This window comes from Pseudoalteromonas sp. McH1-42, assembly GCF_022347845.1.
GTDB lineage: Bacteria > Pseudomonadota > Gammaproteobacteria > Enterobacterales > Alteromonadaceae > Pseudoalteromonas > Pseudoalteromonas rubra_D.
This window is the reverse complement of the sequence record NZ_JAKRFU010000013.1, coordinates 156,513-177,236: the sequence shown is the minus strand read 5'-3', so window position 1 is coordinate 177,236 and position 20,724 is coordinate 156,513. Positions and strand designations below refer to the sequence as shown.

15 protein-coding genes are annotated in these 20,724 nt (G+C 50.1%); 10 read left to right on the top strand and 5 right to left on the bottom strand.

Features of this window, described 5'->3' with window-relative positions:
• Positions 1-66 precede the first annotated feature (66 nt).
• On the bottom strand, positions 67-948 hold the full coding sequence (locus MHN31_RS13570) for a TraB/GumN family protein (protein ID WP_194867473.1): 882 nt from the start codon (positions 946-948) through the stop codon (positions 67-69).
• Between the two features lie 506 nt (positions 949-1,454).
• Here MHN31_RS13570 and ilvG point away from each other — a divergent pair.
• The 8 genes from ilvG to can all read left to right on the top strand — a co-directional run bounded on the left by ilvG (position 1,455) and on the right by can (position 10,898).
• Positions 1,455-3,110 (top strand): acetolactate synthase 2 catalytic subunit, encoded by a 1,656-nt coding sequence (gene ilvG / locus MHN31_RS13565; protein WP_239444491.1) that lies wholly within the window; start codon positions 1,455-1,457, stop codon positions 3,108-3,110.
• Positions 3,111-3,138: 28 nt separating this feature from the next.
• Complete coding sequence (ilvM, locus tag MHN31_RS13560; RefSeq protein WP_010383772.1) at positions 3,139-3,378, top strand: acetolactate synthase 2 small subunit; 240 nt, start codon at positions 3,139-3,141, stop codon at positions 3,376-3,378.
• 18 nt (positions 3,379-3,396) lie between these two features.
• Positions 3,397-4,320, top strand: coding sequence for a branched-chain amino acid transaminase (locus MHN31_RS13555; RefSeq protein WP_125558785.1), 924 nt, complete (start codon positions 3,397-3,399; stop codon positions 4,318-4,320).
• Between the two features lie 109 nt (positions 4,321-4,429).
• Positions 4,430-6,286, top strand: coding sequence for a dihydroxy-acid dehydratase (ilvD, locus tag MHN31_RS13550; RefSeq protein ID WP_239444490.1), 1,857 nt, complete (start codon positions 4,430-4,432; stop codon positions 6,284-6,286).
• A gap of 2 nt (positions 6,287-6,288) precedes the next feature.
• On the top strand, positions 6,289-7,833 hold the full coding sequence (gene ilvA, locus MHN31_RS13545; RefSeq protein WP_010383769.1) for a threonine ammonia-lyase, biosynthetic: 1,545 nt from the start codon (positions 6,289-6,291) through the stop codon (positions 7,831-7,833).
• 62 nt (positions 7,834-7,895) lie between these two features.
• Positions 7,896-8,951 carry an ABC transporter substrate-binding protein gene (locus tag MHN31_RS13540; RefSeq protein WP_239444489.1) on the top strand — a complete coding sequence of 352 codons (1,056 nt, stop codon included), beginning with the start codon at positions 7,896-7,898 and terminating at the stop codon, positions 8,949-8,951.
• A gap of 75 nt (positions 8,952-9,026) precedes the next feature.
• Entirely contained in the window at positions 9,027-10,220 is a 1,194-nt protein-coding gene (locus MHN31_RS13535; RefSeq protein ID WP_194867476.1) for a methyltransferase, read from the top strand.
• Between the two features lie 9 nt (positions 10,221-10,229).
• On the top strand, positions 10,230-10,898 hold the full coding sequence (can, locus tag MHN31_RS13530) for a carbonate dehydratase (RefSeq protein WP_125558795.1): 669 nt from the start codon (positions 10,230-10,232) through the stop codon (positions 10,896-10,898).
• Between the two features lie 3 nt (positions 10,899-10,901).
• Here can and MHN31_RS13525 read toward each other — a convergent pair whose 3' ends face one another.
• Complete coding sequence (locus MHN31_RS13525) at positions 10,902-11,174, bottom strand: accessory factor UbiK family protein (protein WP_010383762.1); 273 nt, start codon at positions 11,172-11,174, stop codon at positions 10,902-10,904.
• Positions 11,175-11,301: 127 nt separating this feature from the next.
• Between MHN31_RS13525 and rep the strand changes: the two genes are divergently transcribed.
• Positions 11,302-13,314, top strand: a complete 2,013-nt coding sequence (rep, locus tag MHN31_RS13520) for a DNA helicase Rep (protein WP_194867477.1) — start codon at positions 11,302-11,304, stop codon at positions 13,312-13,314.
• Here the strand turns inward: rep and MHN31_RS13515 are convergent.
• The 3 genes from MHN31_RS13515 to elbB all read right to left on the bottom strand — a co-directional run bounded on the left by MHN31_RS13515 (position 13,311) and on the right by elbB (position 17,333).
• Positions 13,311-15,884: a diguanylate cyclase gene (locus MHN31_RS13515; RefSeq protein WP_194867478.1), complete on the bottom strand. Its 2,574-nt coding sequence runs from the start codon at positions 15,882-15,884 to the stop codon at positions 13,311-13,313. The genes rep and MHN31_RS13515 overlap by 4 nt on opposite strands.
• 170 nt (positions 15,885-16,054) lie before the next feature.
• The gene (locus MHN31_RS13510) at positions 16,055-16,444 is read right to left on the bottom strand and encodes a cytochrome c5 family protein (protein WP_010383759.1); all 390 of its coding nucleotides are present in this window, start codon (positions 16,442-16,444) and stop codon (positions 16,055-16,057) included.
• 238 nt (positions 16,445-16,682) lie between these two features.
• The gene (gene elbB, locus MHN31_RS13505; protein ID WP_125558802.1) at positions 16,683-17,333 is read right to left on the bottom strand and encodes an isoprenoid biosynthesis glyoxalase ElbB; all 651 of its coding nucleotides are present in this window, start codon (positions 17,331-17,333) and stop codon (positions 16,683-16,685) included.
• Between the two features lie 434 nt (positions 17,334-17,767).
• Here elbB and polA point away from each other — a divergent pair, with 434 nt between their 5' ends.
• A complete protein-coding gene (gene polA, locus MHN31_RS13500; RefSeq protein ID WP_239444488.1) occupies positions 17,768-20,521 on the top strand; it encodes a DNA polymerase I in 2,754 nt (917 codons plus the stop codon).
• Positions 20,522-20,724: the final 203 nt, after the last annotated feature.

The following is a 20,724-nucleotide window of genomic DNA, read 5'->3' as shown; positions in this document are numbered from 1 at the left end:
TCTGTATGACGCGGGCTAAAACACAAAGGTTTAAAAGCGACGTAAAAAAGTCGCTTTATAAGTGCATCACTTGACCCGTTGAACGGTGAACCCTCGTTCAGCTAGCTGAGTAAGCAGTCCATGCTGCTGGGGTAAATGTAGCGCACCCACGGCGATAAAATGCGCTGATTTGGCCAACCTAGGTGTCAATGTCGCTACCCAGTTGTTATTACGCTGAATGAGCATGACTTGCTCGGCATGCTGACCATACTCGGAGTCATCAAAACTCAGTTTATAAAAGGTATTTAGTTTCTGATAATTGCCTTGTTTCCAGGCTGTTATCATTTGGGTGAAGTATTGCTCAAAGTCCTCAACTTGCTTCAGTGTATCGGCTATCATGGCGTCGTTTTGAGCGCCCAAAGTACTGAATAAGCCCAGTTGTTGCTCCAGGCTTTCCAATTCCATAATGGGCTTTTTGATGTGGGTGGCATACTCGATTATTTGCTTATCAATGCCATAATCTTCACTGAATCCCGCTTGTTGATATTCCAGTTGCAGAATGGTGAGCATAACAGACCAGGGCTGATAGCTTTCAAATAGCGCGATATCGATTTTGCGCTTAGAGAGGTAATCTTTCACTTGTTTATAGGTCACCGGAGACAGGCTGGTTTTCAGTGTACTCCCCGGTTTTTGCTGCATAAAAGGCAAGGTTTTGCGTTGTAGCTCCAGGGGGCTAATGGCTTCGGTATTGAGTTCGACGACCACTGTCTGGCTGCTTTTTATGGCGGCTTTTATACGCGGATCCAGGCCGTGCATTGCGCTATCTCCAACGTGCACAGTACCAAACAGATAAGACGTGATACCGTTTTTTTCTACACTCCATAGTGCAGGCTGCGCGATAGCACCCTGACTGAGGAGCAACAAAAAGAGTGCACAGATAAACTGTGTCAGACGAATAAAGTGAGGCATGGTTCCCTCCAAATGTTCAAAACTGGGCACATCATAATCAATTCCCGGAGTAAATCATAAAAATTTAATGTTGTGATGAGCAAGAATGAATCGTGTGGGAAAAAACGTTCACTTTAGTTTATTCCAGATAGGGAGTTAGATTTTGGTATTTTTTATCCTTTTTTTTGGTGTTATTTTGAATTTTATTTTGTTTTTGCGTGATTTGCTTAAGGAAATGAGCATAATTTTTAGGGTTGACTTGTCGGGGGCCTACGGGTTACTAATAGAAAAAGAGCACAACAGAGCGCTTAGCGCGTGTGCAAGGTATTCGTTTTTTCAGAAGAGCAGTGACATGTTAAAAACAGTTTCTCTACTAGTCGTGATTATCAACGTGGTGATTATTATTACCGCGGGGGCTGGTTAGTGCTGTTCGAAAAGTATTAGCAAAAAGCCCCCCGCACTGAAAAGTTCGGGGGGCTTTTTCGTTTTAGGGCCAAATTCAAAGACAAAGGGCAATGGGCAAAACAATGACAGGCGCACAATTGGTAATAGACATGTTAGTAAAACAAGGGGTGAGTTCAGTATTCGGGTATCCGGGTGGTGCCATCATGCCGATTTACGATGCGTTATACGGTGCGCCACTGAAGCATTACCTGACGCGTCACGAGCAAGGCGCCGGTTTCGCGGCGGTTGGCTACGCCAGAAGTACAGGCAAGCTGGGTGTGTGTTTTGCGACCTCAGGTCCGGGCGCAACCAATCTGGTAACGGCGCTGGCTGATGCCATGATGGACTCAGTGCCCTTGCTTGCGATCACCGGACAAGTGCCTACCGCAGCGATTGGCTCAGATGCTTTTCAGGAAGTCGATGTCTTGGGCATGTCGTTGTCTTGTACCAAGCACAGCTTTATGGTCGAGCGGGGTGAAGACCTGGCTGAGGTGTTGCAACAGGCCATGCACATTGCGCAGTCGGGCCGCCCCGGCCCAGTATTGGTTGATATCCCTAAAGACATCCAACAGGCACAGGTCCCTGTTCATGGCTGGCAGGCCGAAGCGCATCAGCCAACTCCGCTGTCGAGCTTTGAGTTGGACAAAGCTAACGAGTTGTTAGCTCAGGCGAAAAAGCCGGTTGCTTATGTGGGGGGCGGTGTTCACAGTGCAGATGCACAAGCTGAGTTGATGGCCTTTTTGCAGCGTACACAGATGCCTGCGGTGTCGACCTTGAAAGCATTGGGCAGTGTAAAACCTGATTATGCCTACGACCTGGGTATGTTGGGAATGCACGGTGGTCAGGCTGCCAATCTGGCAGTGCAAGAATGTGATTTGCTGGTTTGTATCGGTGCACGCTTTGACGATCGGGTAACTGGTAATCTGGCTAAGTTTGCCGCCGCGGCCAAAGTGATCCACCTGGATATTGACCCGGCCGAAGTTGGTAAGCGTAAACCTGCCGCGGCTTCACTGATCGCCGATTTGAAAGTTTCATTGCCTTTATTGCAGGGCGAATTGGCCCCGGCGCCGTGGCGTGCTCATATCAGCGCACTGGCTGAGCAGCACGCCTGGCGCTATGACTATCCCGGTGACAAAGTGTTTGCACCTTATTTACTCAATCGCCTGAGCCGCTTGATGCCGGATACTGGGGTGGTGTGTTGCGATGTGGGTCAGCACCAGATGTGGGTGGCACAACATATGCGCTTTAGTCACCCCAGTAACCATCTGAGCAGTGGGGGAGCCGGGACTATGGGGTTCGGTTTACCGGCTGCCATTGGTGCCCAGGTTGCCCGGCCTGATGACATGGTGATCACGGTCTCTGGCGATGGCTCCATCATGATGAATATTCAGGAGCTGGCAACCATACGACGTAATAATTTACCGGTCAAAATTGTCATTCTCGATAACCAACGTCTGGGTATGGTACGCCAGTGGCAGCAGCTCTTTTTCGATGGTCGCTACAGTGAGACTAATTTGTCAGACAACCCGGATTTTGTGCAACTGGCGGCTGTGTTTGGGATCCCGGGTCAGACCATCATCCGTGCTGATGAGGTCGATGGTGCAGTTGATGCACTACTGGCTTCCACAGGACCTTATATATTGCATGCCTGCATCGATGACAAAGAAAATGTCTGGCCATTGGTACCGCCAGGCGCGGCTAATCATGAAATGCTGACGCAAACGCAGCAGCAAAACTAAACTTATTTCCTTTGACGGAGCGAATACCATGAAACATCAACTCACCGTAGCGGTAAACAATCAAGCCATCGCAGTCGAGCGTTTTTTGCGCGTCGCCCGTCATCGCGGGTTTCGCCTGACACAACTAGAGCTCCAGGGCCACGAAGAGTTATTTCACGTCAAAATGACAGTAGATAGTGACAAACCTATCTATCTATTGACGTCACAATTAAATAAGCTTGTTGAAGTGCAATCAGTCGATCTGCACACACTACAGCAGGCAATATAATAAATAAGGTTTTAAATAATGACACAAACTTCACAATACATTTGGCACAACGGCGAATTGATCCCATATGAGCAAGCAACCACGCATGTGCTCAGTCACGCCATTCATTATGGTAGCTCCGTATTTGAAGGGATCCGCGCGTACGATACGCCAAAGGGTCCGGCTATTTTCCGTCTGAAGGATCACATTCAGCGTTTATTTGACTCGGCCAAAATCTATCGTATTGAGATCCCTTACACGCAGGAAGAGATCATGCAGGCGTGTAAAGACGCGGTGGCAAAGAATGGCTTCACTAATGCCTATCTGCGTCCATTTGCCTTTTTAGGCCACGTTGGTCTGGGTGTGCATCCAAAATCACACCGGGCCGAGGTCACTGTCGCAGCGATGGAGTGGGGCGCATATCTGGGAGAAGGTAGCCTGGAAAATGGCGTTGATGCATGTGTTTCCTCCTGGCAGCGTCTGGCACCGAATACCATGCCAACAGCAGCAAAAGCAGGTGGTAACTACTTGTCGTCTCAGCTGATCACCGCAGAAGCCAAGCGTCACGGTTATGTTGAAGGTATCGCACTGGATGTCAATGGTTATTTGAGTGAAGGGGCTGGTGAGAACCTCTTCGTGATCCGCAAGGGTATCATCTATACCCCGCCAACCACGGCGAGCATTCTGCCGGGTCTGACTCGTGACACCATTATGCACCTGGCCAAAGCGCGTGGTTATGAAGTCAGAGAAGAGCCAATCGCGCGTGAGGGTCTGTATCTGGCAGACGAGTTCTTTATGGTGGGTACCGCAGCTGAAGTGGTACCGGTGCGCAGTGTTGATCAGATCCAGGTGGGTGATGGTCAGCGCGGACCTATCACCGCAGAATTGCAGCAGGCTTACTTTGATCTGGTGAAAGGACAAAGTGAGGATCCGCAAGGCTGGCTGGATTACGTAAACGATTAAGGCCAGCACATTAACGCATACTTGCCGGGCTGACTGGTCCGGCATACATATTTTGGAATGAGGAAAGCCGTTGCCAGATGGGGCAGCGCAAACTGGAAAAGGGGTCAACATGGCAAAGTTACGCAGCAAAACAACCACTGAAGGCAGACAACAAGCAGGTGCCCGTGCATTATGGCGCGCCACCGGGATGACCGACAGTGATTTTCATAAGCCCATTGTGGCGGTGGTGAACTCGTATACCCAGTTTGTGCCCGGGCATGTGCACCTCAACCAACTCAGCGAATTGATGGCGGACGCTATCCGCGAAGCCGGCGGCGTGCCGCGCGAATTTAACACCATTGCCATTGATGATGGCATTGCAATGGGCCACGGCGGCATGTTGTATTCCTTGCCGTCGCGAGATTTGATTGCTGATTCTGTAGAATATATGGTCAATGCGCACTGTGCGGATGCCATGGTGTGTATTTCAAACTGCGATAAGATCACCCCGGGGATGCTGCTGGCGGCACTGCGGTTGAATATCCCGGTGATCTTTGTCTCTGGCGGACCAATGGAAGCGGGCAAAACGCGCCTGGCTGATATCGACATTAAACTGGACCTGGTCGATGCCATGGTCAAAGGAGCCGATCCCAGCGTCAGTGATGAAGACTCAGATAAAGTTGAGCGTTCAGCCTGTCCAACTTGTGGGTCTTGTTCCGGGATGTTCACGGCTAACTCAATGAATTGTTTATTGGAAGCGCTGGGACTGGCATTGCCGGGCAATGGCACCACGCTGGCCACGCATGCCGATCGCCGTTTCTTATATGAAGGCGCAGCAAAGCGTATCCTGGCGTTGTGTGATGAGTATTATGGGAAAGATAATGAGGCGGCACTGCCGCGTAACATTGCTAATCAGGCCGCGTTTACCAATGCGATGACCTTAGATATTGCAATGGGTGGCTCATCTAACACAGTATTGCACTTGCTCGCCGCTGCAATAGAAGGGGGAGTTGAGTTCGATATGGCTGACATCGACCGCTTATCTCGCACAACCCCCTTCTTATGTAAAGTGGCACCGGCAACGCCGCAATATCATATCGAAGATGTTCACCGGGCCGGTGGCATTATGGCTATCCTTAATGAACTGGCCAAAGCTGACAAACTCGATCTGGCGGTGGGTCATGTTGCAGGTGGCACGCTGGGTGAAGTTATCAAGCGTTGGGATGCGACCGATCCGGCCAATGAGCGTGCTCAAACTTTCTATCGTGCTGGTCCCGCAGGCATACGCACCACCCAGGCAATGAGTCAGGAATGTCGCTGGGACGAGCTGGATCTGGATCGCGAGGGTGGCTGTATTCGCAGTGTTGAACATGCATTTCGTCAGGATGGCGGGCTGGCGGTGTTGACCGGCAACCTGGCACTGGACGGGTGTATCGTTAAGAGTGCGGGGGTGGAAGATGACATGCTGTGCTTTGAAGGCACGGCTGTGGTGTTTGAATCTCAGGACGATGCCGTTGAAGGGATCCTGGGTGGCAAGGTGAAAAAGGGCAATGTCGTGGTGATCCGCTACGAAGGCCCAAAAGGTGGGCCAGGGATGCAGGAAATGCTGTATCCAACCAGTTATCTCAAATCTATGGGACTGGATAAAGACTGTGCTTTATTGACGGATGGTCGCTTCTCCGGCGGGACGTCTGGTTTGTCGATAGGCCATGCCTCTCCTGAAGCGGCCAGTGGGGGGGCGCTGGCACTGGTAGAAAATGGCGATATCATTCGCATTGATATTCCAGCACGCAGCATCGACGTCTTGCTGGATGCACAGCAACTCGAGGCACGCAAAGAGCAGCAGGCGGCCCGTGGCAAAATGGCTTATAAACCATTAGATCGTCAACGCTATGTCAGCCCGGCTTTGAAAGCTTACGCCTTATTAGCTACCAGTGCTGACAAAGGTGCAGTACGCGATTTTGAGAAGCTGGAGGCATTGAGTTAATCATGGTGGCAAAAGAGCTCGATTATTTTCGTGCTGTAGTGCAGGCCAATGTCTCGCCGCTGGTCCGGGAAACCGAGGTCAGCGAGCTGAGCGGGCTTTCAGCCCGGCTCGGACATCAGATCTGGCTCAAGCGCGAAGACCAACAACCCGTCTATTCATTCAAGCTGCGTGGGGCGTATAACAAACTGAGCAAGCTTCCTACTGGCAGTTTGGTCGTTACAGCATCCGCTGGTAATCATGCGCAGGGGGTGGCATTGAGCGCCGCACACCTGGGCCATCGCGCCATCATTGTGATGCCAGTCACGACACCTGAGATCAAAGTCAATGCAGTGCGTAATCAGGGAGGCGAAGTGGTGCTGCATGGTCATCACTTTGATGCCGCTCAGGAGTATGCGCAGTCTTTGTGTCAGTCACAAGGGGGTGTATTTGTGCCACCGTTCGATGATAAAGAGGTGATCATTGGTCAAGGCACCGTCGCACGAGAGCTGATGCAGCAACTTCATCATTTGGATGTGGTCTTTATTCCGGTGGGTGGGGGCGGTTTGCTGGCTGGGATGGCGGTTTATATCAAGTCTTTGCGTCCGGAGATCCGTGTGATTGGCGTGGAAGCGCAAGAAAGCGCCTGCCTGAAGGCTGCGATGGAAGCCGGGCGGCCGGTGGAGCTAGAGCGAGTCGGCAGCTTTGCAGATGGTGTGGCGGTGAAGCGCATTGGCAGTGAGACTTTTCGTCTTGCCGAGCAGTTCTGTGATGACGTGGTCACGGTCAGTGCAGATGAAATTTGTGCGGCGGTACAGGATATTTTCGTTGAAACCCGCGCTATCGCTGAGCCTTCCGGGGCACTGGCCACGGCCGGGCTTAAAAAGTGGTGTCAGGAGCGCGACGAGCGGGGCTTAACACTGGCTGCTGTGTTATCCGGTGCGAATCTGAATTTTGACCGCTTACGGTATATTGCTGAGCGTACGGCACTGGGTGCACGCAGTGAAGCCCTGCTGGGTGTGACCATAGAGGAATCCAAAGGCAGCTTTAAGCGCTTTTGTCACACTTTGTCTGGCCGGGCAATCACGGAGTTTAATTATCGTTACGCCGGTGGCGATACCGCACAGATCTTTGCAGGGGTCGGTTTACGTGGCGGTGAACAGGAGTTGCAGGAGCTTAAAACCAGCCTGAGTGAAGCGAATTACCAATTTACTGACTTGTCCGACAACGAATTGGCTAAGCTACATATCCGCTATATGGTTGGTGGCAAGCCGCCGGTAGCACTGAGTGAGCGGTTATTTCGCTTCGAGTTTCCAGAGTATCCCGGCGCTTTAGCGCGCTTTTTAGAGACCTTAGGGAGTAACTGGAACATTACCTTGTTTCACTATCGTAATCATGGTGCCGCGCAGGGGAATGTGCTGGCGGCGTTTGAACTGGGCGCACAAGACAGCGCCCGGTTTGATGAGCATTTGCAGCGTCTGGGTTATCAGTACCAGGAAGAGACCGACAATCCGTGTTTCAGGCAGTACCTTCAGCATGACATGATGCAGGCGGATCGCCGCGTCAGCTAGTTTTGCATTCCGTCCGGCGCCTTCTATAGTTGTAACAGGGCAGGCTCCGGGCGCGTATCACAATGAGTTATCATCACTTTGTATTGGCCATAGCGCTGTGGTGGAGCAGTGCGCTTAGCGCATTGGAAGAGGTGACACTACAACTCAAATGGACCCATCAGTTTCAATTTGCCGGTTATTATATGGCCCTCAACAAAGGTTTTTATCGCCAGCAGGGGTTAAACGTTAAAATCGTGCCTGCCGATCCGGATAACCCGGATGAGCAATTTAAAGTGTTGTCAGGTCAGGCGCAATTTGGCGTGACCCACTCAGGTATTTTACAACAACGCTTGCAGGGCAAGCCTTTGGTGGCCCTGGCCGCTATCTTCCAGTCTTCTCCTTATTGCTGGATGGTACGTGCAGATAGTGATATCTATGTTCCCAAAGATTTTGCGGGGAAAAAGATCAGCCACCTTGGAAGAATTGAGGGGGCTGAACTGGTGGTGATGCTGGAGCGGGCGGGGATAGACGTCCCGCAGTTACCCTTGTATGCCGGGCTGGAACCGATTAAAGACTTTGTTGCCGGGCGCTTTGATGCCTTGCAGGTCTATATTTCCAATGAGCCTTTTAAGCTGGCACAGCAGGGCACAGCCACCCGGCAGATCTGCCCTAAGCACTTTGGTCTGAACGTCTATGCGGACATTTTATTTACCTCGGAAGATGTCCTGAATTATCGCCCGCAAACGGTTGCCCGCTTTCGCCGTGCCTCCTTACAGGGCTGGCGCTATGCCATGAGTAACCCCGATGAAGCGCTGGCGGTCACTAAAGCTGAGTATGCAACCACCAAGAGCATTTCTGCGCTGGCAAACGAGGCCGATAAGCTGATGCCCTTTATCAAAGCGCCAGGCATTGCACTGGGTGCCATGTCTCAGGCTCGCTGGTTGTGGATTGCTCAGCTTTATCGGCTCGATCTTGCTGACTTTCATGAACAAAAACATCAGTTTCTTTATACCGAACCGGATCAGGAAGAAGATAGCTGGTCTTGGATGTTGACCCTTGCAGCGATAGTGGGTGTGATCTGTGTGCCCATGTACATACATTTGATCTTCTTTCGTCATCGGCGTTTTACTTTAAAATAACCGCCTGTACTTTGCGAGATGGGCGCAAGCGCATACAATGAGCGCCCTTTAGTTAGTTCGGTATCGGTGGCCAGCATGCACAGTTCCTTTTCCTCTCAGTTTTTAGCCCTGGATGCGTTGCTCACAGACACGCGTCGCTACTGGCAATTACTGGCATTCGATCATACCGACATTCCCTGGCCTGAACTGGAAGAGGCGTTGTTGTCATTGAGTGATGAGGACGTGACGGCACTGGATCGGGATCCTGAGTCACTGATAGCGTTTCTTACACCTTATATTCCAGTATTACACACGCTCCCAACGCTGACGGCGCTGGCATTGGAGGTCGCGAGTCGACCTGAGTTTCCGTTTTGGCTCAGTAACGGTATCAAGGGCCGTAAGTTGACTCAGTTACAGGACTTCGTTGCGCAGGTATATCAGCCAAAGCTGCCAGTGCTGGAGTGGTGCGCAGGTAAAGGACACCTGGGCAGGTTGCTGGCGTATCTGGGCGCAGAGCATGTTGACAGTGTTGAGCTACAGGCGGCCTTATGCCAGCAAGGTCAGCACAGTGCCGAGCAACAAAAGTTGGCCATGACCTTTCATTGTGCCGATGTACTTACTGATCCGATTGCACAGTATTTTCGACCACGACAGCAGGCCGTTGCACTGCATGCCTGCGGTCGATTGCATCAGACCTTTATGGAGCAGGCGAGCGCTGCACAGTGCGAGCAGATCAGCCTGTCACCCTGCTGTTATCATCTGTTTACTGAGCCCACCTACCAGCCGATGAGTGACGTTGCAGCGCACAGTGCTTTGGATTTGTCACACAGTGACATGAAACTGGCGTTGCAGGAGACGGTTACTGCGCCAGGAAGAGTCGCGAAAGTACGTAAACGAGAGGTCCAGTGGCGGCTAGCCTTTGATGCGCTGCGCCGTGATGTGACTGGCGATACTCAGTACCTCAGTGTGCCCTCCGTGAACAAGGCGATTTTTTCCGGACCGTTTGTTGATTTCTGTCACTGGGCAGCTGAGCAAAAGCAGTTAGACTTACCGGCACACTTTGATGCTGACTATTACCTGGCACAAGGGCGTGCACGTCAGCGTATCACTGAGCGCATCGAGCTGGTGCGCCATGCCTTTCGTCGCGCCATAGAAGTGTGGCTGGTGCTCGACAGGGTGTTATATCTTGAACAGGCTGGGTATGATGTCAGCCTCTCGGAGTTTTGTCATAAATCACTGACGCCAAGAAATATCTTGATCCAGGCTACACGGTGTCAATCAGCAAAATAAGGAAAAACCATGTGCCAGTCTGACAGCCAGCTGCAACATCTGCTCAATAATAATCGCCAGTGGGCGAAACAGACTCAGACCAATAATCCGGAGTTTTTTGCCAAATTATCCATGCAGCAGAATCCCAATTATCTCTGGATTGGCTGCTCGGACTCCCGGGTGCCGGCCAACCAGATTGTTGATTTGATGCCGGGAGACTTGTTTGTCCACCGCAATGTGGCCAACGTGGTGGTGCATACCGATCATAACTGTTTGTCTGTGATGCAGTACGCCATTGAGGTGCTGAAAGTTGAACATGTACTGGTCGTGGGTCACTACGGCTGTGGTGGGGTACGTGCTGCTTTGGAAGATGCCCGTTTGGGTTTGATTGATAACTGGCTACGCCATGTCGGCGATGTCAAAGAGATGCATCAGGCGATGCTCAGTGAAATACACCCTGACCAACGCTGTGATGCATTATGTGAGCTGAATGTGATAGAGCAGGTCAGAAACGTCTGTCGAACCAATGTGGTGCAGGATGCCTGGGCGCGGGGCCAAAAGTTAACCATTCACGGTTGGGTGTATGGTCTGGCGGATGGCTTGCTCAAAGAGCTGAATACTCAGATAGAGCAGGAAGAGCAACTGGCAGCGCACTATGAACGGGCCCTGGTCGATCTGGCCAGGCGATACCAGTTGTAGGGATTACTGTTCTGGCTGGTCGCTGTCTTGTGCTGCCAGCTTAGCCTCTAGTTCGGCGACTTTTGCTTCGAGTTCGGTGAGCTTTTCACGGGTTTTGATCAGTACTTTGCTCTGAATATCAAACTCTTCACGACTGACAAAATCCATTTCTGCCAGTTTATTCTGAATAGCCTGTTTGGTTTTGCTTTCAAAAGTGTCTGCAAGGTTTTTCACACCTTGTGGCATGTTACTGGAGATCTGCTTGGCGATTTCTTCAATTTTTGCTGGGTTGATCATGGGCTGGCCTCTAAGCTTGATTATTGTCTCTATCTTACCTAAAGCGGTCACCGGTTAAAAGCGCTTGGGATCCACTTGAGCATTACGGTAAACTTAGCAGCTTATTGACTAAAGGTGATCACAGAATATGAAACTGAACCCGAAACAAGACGAAGCTGTTAAGTATATCAGCGGACCCTGTCTGGTACTGGCCGGTGCCGGCTCTGGTAAAACCCGGGTGATCACCAATAAAATTGCTTATCTGGTACAAAAATGTGAATACAAGGCGCGTAACATTGCGGCAGTGACCTTTACCAATAAGGCTGCTAAAGAGATGCGGGAGCGGGTTTCACAGACGCTGGGTAAACAAGAAGCCAAAGGCCTGTGGGTATCGACCTTTCATACGCTGGGGCTGGAAATCATAAAAAAAGAAGTGAAAACGTTGGGTTATAAGCCTGGTTTTTCTTTGTTTGACGATCAGGATACGAATCAGTTACTGGCCGAATTGACAGAAAAAGAGCTGGATCGTGACAAAGATCTGCTTAATCAGCTGAAAATGCAGATTGGCAACTGGAAAAACGAACTCATCCAGCCTGAGCGCGCTATCCGAGAAGCCAGAGAGGCACAAAAGGCGTTATTTGCACAGCTTTATGCTCGCTATCAGACCCAGCTTAGGGCATATAACGCGTTAGATTTTGACGATCTGATCATGATCCCCACCTTATTGCTAAACAGTTCCGTCGAAGTGCGAGAACGCTGGCAGGCCCGTTTTCGTTATCTGCTGGTGGATGAGTATCAGGATACCAATACCAGCCAGTATCAGCTGGTAAAATTGTTGGTGGGCGAGCGCGCCCGCTTTACCGTGGTAGGGGATGACGACCAGTCCATTTATTCATGGCGTGGTGCCAAGCCACAAAACCTGGTATTGCTGAGCAAAGATTTTCCGGGGTTACGCCTCATTAAGCTGGAACAAAACTATCGCAGTGCCGGGCGGATCCTCAAAGCGGCGAATATTCTGATCGCCAATAACCCCCATGAATTCGACAAAAAGCTGTTCAGTGAACTGGGCTATGGGGATCCACTGCGTTTGATTGCGACCCGAGATGAAGAACATGAATCCGAACGGGTCGTAGCCGAGATCATTTCGCACAAGTTTATGAAGCGGACCAGCTATCGTGATTACGCCATTCTGTATCGGGGTAACCACCAGGCAAGGGTGTTCGAAAAAGCCCTGATGGCGAACCGCATTCCTTATAAAATTAGCGGCGGTATGTCGTTTTTTGCTCGCAGTGAGATCAAAGACATCATGGCGTATTTGCGCCTGCTGGTAAATCAGGATGATGACAATGCTTTTTTGCGGATCGTCAACACGCCACGACGTGAGATAGGGCCCGTTACCCTGGAGAAACTCGGCAGTCTGGCCAACGATAAACACATCAGCTTATTTGCCGCGTGTTTTGAGCCTGAATTACCACAGCGCCTCAGTGGTCGCGGTCTGAATGCGTTGATGGGATTTGCCCGTTGGGTGGTTGAATTGAGTGACCGAGCAACCAGGGGAGACACACTCGAAGCGGTCAAAGATATGGTGCGAGAAATCAATTACGAAGCTTATTTGTATGAGTCATCGCCCAGCGCGAAAGCCGCCGAAATGCGCATGAAGAACGTCTCAGAACTGTATCGTTGGATCAGTGATATGCTGACCGGCGATGCGGATAATCCGCCCATGACTTTGCCTGAGGTGGTCAGCAAACTGACACTGCGAGACATGCTGGAGCGTAACGAAGAAGAAGACGACAGCGATGCGGTGCAACTGTTGACGCTGCACGCCTCGAAAGGCCTGGAATATCCCCATGTCTTTATGGTCGGAATGGAAGAAGGGCTACTGCCGCACCAGACCAGCATCGATGAAGATAATGTTGAGGAAGAACGGCGTCTGGCCTATGTGGGCGTAACGCGTGCACAGCAAACGTTGACCATGACCTATGCCAAAAGCCGTCGTCAGTTTGGTGAGCAGATCACACCAGAGCTCAGCCGGTTTGTTCAGGAAATGCCACAGGATGACATTCAAAATGAGGGCAAAAAACCCGTACAGTCGCAGTCTGAACGTATGGAGAAAGGTCAGGCCAGGGTTGCGAATCTGCGTGCGATGCTGAAACGTTAAAGCGGCAGAGATTCGTGTGAGGAGGGCACTTCGCTTGGCTTGGTGCCTGATAAGCTCTGTTGTTTACCAAAAAATAAACTCAGCCCGTGGCGTTCCAGTAAACTCCTGAAGTTCAGGATTGCAGGGCCCTTGGCGATGACCTGAATGGCTTTCAGAGCCGTGACTGCAAGGATCCCCTGCAATTGCACATCATAGCTGTTTTGCTGCAGTACCCGTTTGCTGAATGTTGAGCTGAGCAGCAGATATTTAAAATCAATTTGACTGAGCAGCGCCAGATCGCAGCGATCTTTGGCAAAATCATTGAGGCCCACGGCGATACCCAGGCTGCACAGCTCTTTGAGGTTTTCGAGCTGCATACTGGAGGCGTAGCGGATTTCGCTTTCATCAAACAACAGGCACAGGTGGCTGGTGCGTTGACTCAATAATTGTTTAAGCTCTGTAAAAGTGGTGCTTTCGAGGATCGCACAGGAGCAGGCAAACAGCACATCGGCAGTGTGCGCTTTGGCGACGCGCCCGGCCTGTTCGAGTGCCTGGCCGAGCAATTGCATTTCTATTTTTAGCTGCTCATCCTTCGCCGCAGCAAATTTCTTAAGGATATCGAAACTGGTGCTGCCCAAAACCGGGTGTTCGCCAAAGGCTTCGAGCATCACAATGTGCTGGCCATGGTTGGCCATATTGACAATCTCAGTGCTGCGAAAATGGATCGGCAGGGCACTCAGGTGATGATATTCCGTTTGTTTGCTTTGTGTGCTGGCTGCGCTGAGCAGTGGGTGATAAAACTCATAACGACCACGACCGGCATTCTTAGCGTAGTACATGGCGGCATCGGCATCGCGGATAATCTCATCGGTATCTTTGTAGTCTTTGTTGCTATAAGTAATACCAATACTGGCACCACTTTGCATGCACAGACCTTTCATGCAGAACGGCTGTTGCATGACTCTGATCAGGCGTTTCGCAACGTCTTCTGCTTGCTGGCGATCGCTCAGATGATCCAGCAGGATCACAAACTCATCTCCCGCCAGACGGGCTAATAAGTCGTGCTCACGAATACATTCTGAAAATGCTTTACTGACCCAGATTAAAAACTGATCACCTGCCTGATGCCCAAGCTCATCGTTGATATCCTTGAATTTATCCAGGTCGATAAACAGCACGGCAAAATTATTTTCCGGATAACGCTGGTACTTTTGTAAGGTTTTTTCCAGCTGAGTCAAAAATAACAACCGGTTGGGCAGCGTCGTCAGCGGGTCATGGTGGGCATCATGATAGAGTTGCTGCTCAATCTTTTTTCTTTCCTCGATTTGCATCTGCAAATGTAAATTGGTCTGGCGCAATTCTTTGGTTTTTTCCGCGACCCGGTGCTCCAGTTCCAGATTACTGGCCTTGAGCGCCTGATTGGCGAGATGCGTTTGTAACACTGAGGCGATTTGATTCGAGACAAATGAAATTAATTCAACATCCTCGTGATTATATTCGTACTCATGGTTATATGCCTGGCAGGCAATGAGACCAATGACCCCTTTGGCAGTTTTCAGCGGTGCGCCCAGCCAGCTGGTTGCCGCGTTTTGTAGCTGATAATTGTCCGGGCGTTTGACGATTTCATTGTCGATCAATACCTGTGCCCGCTTGGTGTCTATCAGTTGACTGCGTTCAGTGGTGATCACTAACTCGCTGTAACCATTGGCAAATGGACGCGGTTTGTACTGAGTCATCTCATCCACGCTGTACGGGAAGCTGAGCCAGTCTGAGGCCTTGTCATGCAATGCGATAAACAGGTTATCAGCAAAGGTAATGGACCGCATGATCTGGTGAACTTGCTGGTATACATCGTCGATATCACTGAACTGAGTCGCCAGCTCCGCGATTTTAAAGAGGATTTGCTGGCGTTCCAGTGCCCGCTTACGTTGCTCTATTTCAGTATTAAGTGCCTCGTTACTTTGCATTAGAGCACGGGTACGAATTTTAACTTCAGATTCTAACAACTCGCGTTTTTTAACCCGTTCAATGGCGGTTGCCAGGTACAGGGACATGACTTCGAGTAATTCTACCTGCTGCTCACTGTAATGCTGATCCGGCGCATAGTTTTGTGACACCATGACACCGATAATGGTTTTTTCGCGGAAAATAGGCACACCGACCCAGTGCTCAGCCTGAGTGCCGAGCGCTTTAAACAAGCCTTGTGCACTCATTTGCTCCATCTGCTGGCGCTTGAGGTACAAAGTCTGTCGGTTTTTAAAAACGTAGCCCGTTATGCCCTGGCTGAAGTGGTTTGCTTCATGCAGCGGCACTGAAATGCCATCTTTTTCATCGACAAAATAAGACAGCTCCAGCCCCTGAGTGAATTGGTTTTGCAGCACAACATAAAAGCTTTTGCTCGGTAGGTATTGCTCTAAAATGCTATGGATCGCGGGATATAGCAGCGTCAACTCCGCAACTGTGCTGGCCTGCTCGGATAACTGGATCAGGGCATGCTGCAAGTGAGAGTGTTGTTTGTATTTTTTCAGCAAGGACTCTAAACGGTGGTTTTTCCGAGTCAGTTTGCGAACTAAGACGCTGGGATCTTCCAATGATGAAACCAAGAGTTGTTATTGTCTATTTATTGTTCTTATATTTTCATTTTTACAATGAGGGGTCAAGTGCAAAATTTTAATAACAATATGGTGATATTTGTCGTGAACTTTGCGACAAGAGGCGCCTATTGAAGGGGATGTATTGCCCATCCCCAAGCGATGATTATTTACTTAATCATAAAATCGATGGCTGCTGCAATTTCGTCATCGCTACAGTCCATACACGTACCACGAGGAGGCATGGCATTGAAGCCATTGATCGCGTGGTCTAGCAGTACGTCGTTGCCTTTAGCAAGACGTGGTGCCCAGTCATCAGCTGTTTTAGGTGCACCCAGTGCGCCTGTGCCATGACACGCGAAACAGGAAGCTTGATACACTTGCTCGCCTGTACGTGGGCCAGTAGGGGCCGCTGCAGCAGTATCTTCGGCACCCGCCAAGTAGACCGAGCCAACCGGCTCAAGGCGCTTTTTAATCGCTTCTTCAGTTAAAGAATTGTCGAATGGCTGTGCGATTGCCGCAGTAGATAGCAATAACAGTGCTGCTGAAAGTTTCTTCATTTACCTTGCTCACTTCAAATTGAACGTGATCTATCACGATGGATGACGGAATTAAGCCGATTATAACGTCACCAACTAATTTATAAAACGTAAACTTGATTATAAGCGACTAAAAAATAAAATTTATTGCGTTAGGGCAAAAAATCGTTGGGTTCAGTGAGGAGAAATTTCGCAGTTTTGCTGGTTTTTTGAGCATAAAGCGCAGAGATAGGCGGCGTGTCACCGCCTAAGCTTCGACTTATGCGAACTCAAGTAGCTTTTGCACGGCCTTTTCAATACCAGCGGATGCTTCACTGATAGAGCCTGCCAGCATGTAAGCCGGTGTGCTGATCACTTTGTGTGTATCATCGACCACGATATCAGCGACACCACAATTCACGTGACTGGCACCTAAAGCTTCAACTGCCTGTGCGGTGGCCTCGTCATTACCAATGGTAGCAAGCGTGCCTGCAGGGTGGATATGACCAATCAGCGCGGGTGCAATACATAAATAAGCAATCGGTTTTCCGAGTTGGTTAAAAGCCTGACAACTTTCTTTGACTGCAGCCAGAACGCTAGACTGAGCGCCCTTGAAAGCAAAGTCAGAGAGGTTTTTAGCTACACCAAAGCCGCCAGGTAAGATCAGTGCGTCAAAGGCATTGGCATCGAGTGTATCCAGTGATGCCACGTCGCCACGGGCAATACGTGCTGCTTCTACTCGAACATTGCGTTGCTCATCCTGCTCTTCGCCGGTGAGGTGGTTGATCACATGATGCTGCTCAATGTCCGGTGCAAAGCACTGATAGCGGGCGCCCTGGCGCTCAAGGTGCAGCATAGTGAGTACGGATTCATGGATCTCAGCACCGTCAAAGACGCCACAACCGCTTAAAATGATCGCTACTTGTTTCATCGGGATCTCCTTTTAAGGTCTTTAAATTTCAATATATGCAATTTTGTCATTACGCTAGTAAGAAAAAAATATAAAGGATCTGCTTTGATCTTTGATCGTTTGTGTTAGTATACGCCTCCGCCTGAGGAAAAGCGGTGAATTTATAGCCACTCAGTCACTGGCTGTAAACTGACTCCAAAGTCACTGTCCACAATCTTAGCTTAAAGCATATAAAAGAGTAAAAAGAAATTTCCTTTTATATTCATTGTTTTACAACTCTATCCTAGATCTTTTTTTGAGGTTTGGGCCGATAGCCCCTGTTTATCTACAAAGTTATCCACAGGCCATCCCCATTTTTCATGAGCCGTTTTGGATTGTATCAGACTCGTTTTATGCTCGCCCTTATGGCATGCTAACCCAGATTTAAAACTTCCAATTTTAGGATCCCAATAACTATGTCTCAGATCCCTGAAAACCCGCTGATCCTGGTCGATGGTTCGTCGTACTTATTTCGCGCGTATCATGCGCCACCGCACCTGACCAACTCAAAAGGAGAAGCCACAGGCGCCATCTATGGTGTCATCAACATGCTGAAAAGCTTGCTCAAGCAATATCAGCCCAGCCATATGGTGGTGGTGTTTGATGCCAAAGGGCCGACTTTCAGAAATGAGATGTACAGTGAATATAAAGCACATCGTCCACCCATGCCGGATGATCTGCGCACCCAGATCGCGCCGATCCACGATATTATTCGTGCCATGGGCCTGCCCCTGGTCAGTATTGAAGGGGTAGAGGCGGATGATGTCATTGGCACTTTTTCCCGTTTGGCGTCTGAACAACAAAGACATGTGCTGATCAGCACTGGTGATAAAGACATGGCTCAGCTGGTCAATGAACATGTGACTCTGATCAATACCATGACTAACACCATTTTGGACCCACAAGGGGTGGTGGATAAATTTGGCATTGGACCGGAATTGATCATCGACTATCTGGCGCTGATGGGCGACAAAGTAGATAACATCCCGGGCGTGCCTGGTGTGGGTGAAAAAACGGCGCTGGCGATGCTTCAGGGGTTGGGGTCGATTGACGAGCTTTACGCTAACCTGGACAAAATCGCCGATCTGGGTTTCCGTGGCTCCAAGACCATGTCGAAAAAGCTGACCGAAAATGAAGCACAGCTTAAATTATCCTATGAGTTGGCGACCATCAAACTGGACTGTGAGGTTGAGCAGGACCTGGAACAGTTCAAGATCCAGGAGATGGATAAAGATCAGCTGATCGCGCTGTATGGACAGTGTGAGTTCAAACGCTGGCTTGCTGAGTTACTGGATGGTCAAAGTGCACCAGAAACGGCCGCTGATACAGAGCAAGCGTCATTGGTGACGCCACCGGTTGAGGTTGCGTATGAGACTATCCTGGAGCGAGCACAATTGGATCGCTGGCTGGACAAGCTGCGTGACGCTGAACTGTTTGCCTTTGATACTGAAACCACCAGCCTGGACTATATGCAGGCTGAGCTGGTCGGTATGAGCTTTGCTGTTGCCGCAGGTGAAGCTGCGTACCTGCCGCTGGGTCACGACTATATGGGCGCACCTGAACAGCTGGATAAGGCGCTGGTGTTTGAGCTGATTGGTCCGATCCTGGCGGATCCCAACTATAAAAAGGTCGGGCAAAACCTCAAATACGACAAGAGCGTATTGGCACGTGCCGGGCTGGAGCTCAATGGTATTGCCTTTGACACTATGCTGGAGTCTTACGTCTTCAATAGTGTGGGCACGCGCCATGATATGGACTCGCTGGCACTGAAGTATCTGGGTCATAAAAATATCAGTTTTGAAGAGATTGCCGGTAAAGGTAAAAACCAGCTGACCTTTAACCAGATTGAACTTGATAAAGCCGCACCTTATGCCGCTGAAGATGCCGATATTACCTTGCGATTGCACCAGCACTTATGGCCGCAATTACAGCAGCATCCGACGCTGGTAAACGTCTTTGAAGAGATTGAGTTGCCTCTGGTCAGTGTGTTGTCTGAGATTGAACGCACCGGTGTTAAAATCGACAGCAACATGCTAGCGCAGCAAAGTCACACCATTGAAACGCGACTCAAAGAGCTGGAACAGGCAGCTTTCGAGCTGGCCGGAGAAGAGTTTAACCTCAGCTCGACTAAGCAGTTACAGGCAATCTTGTTCGATAAACTTGAACTGCCTGTATTGAAGAAAACCCCTAAAGGTGCCCCGTCTACGGCTGAAGAAGTTTTGCAGGAGCTGGCCCACGATTACCCTTTGCCGAAATTGATCATCGAGCATCGCGGTCTGGCCAAACTGAAATCGACCTATACCGACAAGCTACCTAAGATGGTCAATGCACAGACACAACGTGTGCATACCTCGTATCATCAGGCCGTGACGGCAACAGGCCGACTCAGCTCGACAGATCCAAATTTACAGAATATTCCAATCCGCAACGAAGCCGGGCGTCGCATTCGTCAGGCCTTTGTGGCTGATCAGGATCATGTGATCATGGCGGCGGACTACAGTCAGATTGAACTGCGGATCATGGCACATCTGTCTCAGGATGCAGGCCTGCTGAAAGCGTTTGCTGAGGGCAAAGATGTTCACAGTGCAACCGCTTCAGAGGTTTTCTCTGTGCCGCTCGAAGACGTGACGTCAGACATGCGTCGCAAAGCCAAGGCGGTGAACTTCGGACTGATCTACGGCATGAGTGCATTTGGCCTGGCCAGACAGCTGGATATTCCGCGTCACGAAGCACAGCATTATATGGATAAGTACTTTGAGCGCTTCCCGGGTGTATTGGAGTACATGGAATCAACACGCGAGAAGGCAGCTGATCAGGGCTATGTCGAAACCCTCTTTGGCCGACGCTTGTATCTGCCTGATATCAAAGCCCGTAATGGTGCACGTCGTAAAGCGGCTGAACGCGCTGCAATTAATGCCCCGATGCAGGGCACCGCGGCAGACATCATTAAAAAGGCCATGATCAAAGTGGCTCAGTGGCTGGCAACACAGCAGGACAGTGACATTAAACTGCTGATGCAGGTGCACGATGAACTGGTCTTTGAAGTTAAGGCCGACAAAGTGGCGCAGTATAGTGAGCATGTGTGTCAGCTGATGAGTGAAGCTGCCGAGTTGGATGTTCCGTTACTGGTAGAAGCTGACCATGGCGACAACTGGGAACAAGCCCACTAACCTCCCTTATTGGTAAAAAAACACGGCCCCGGCCGTGTTTTTTATTGCTCAGATCCCAGTAATGACGGGCCTTGCAAATGTATCTGGTGTAACTCAGAGGTAAAAATGCGCAGCTTGATGTTTAAAAAATATCAAATTGGCGCATAACTTGCTTTTGATGGTTTATTTCCCCTAAGTGATTTGCTACAGTGCGCGCGTCCTCT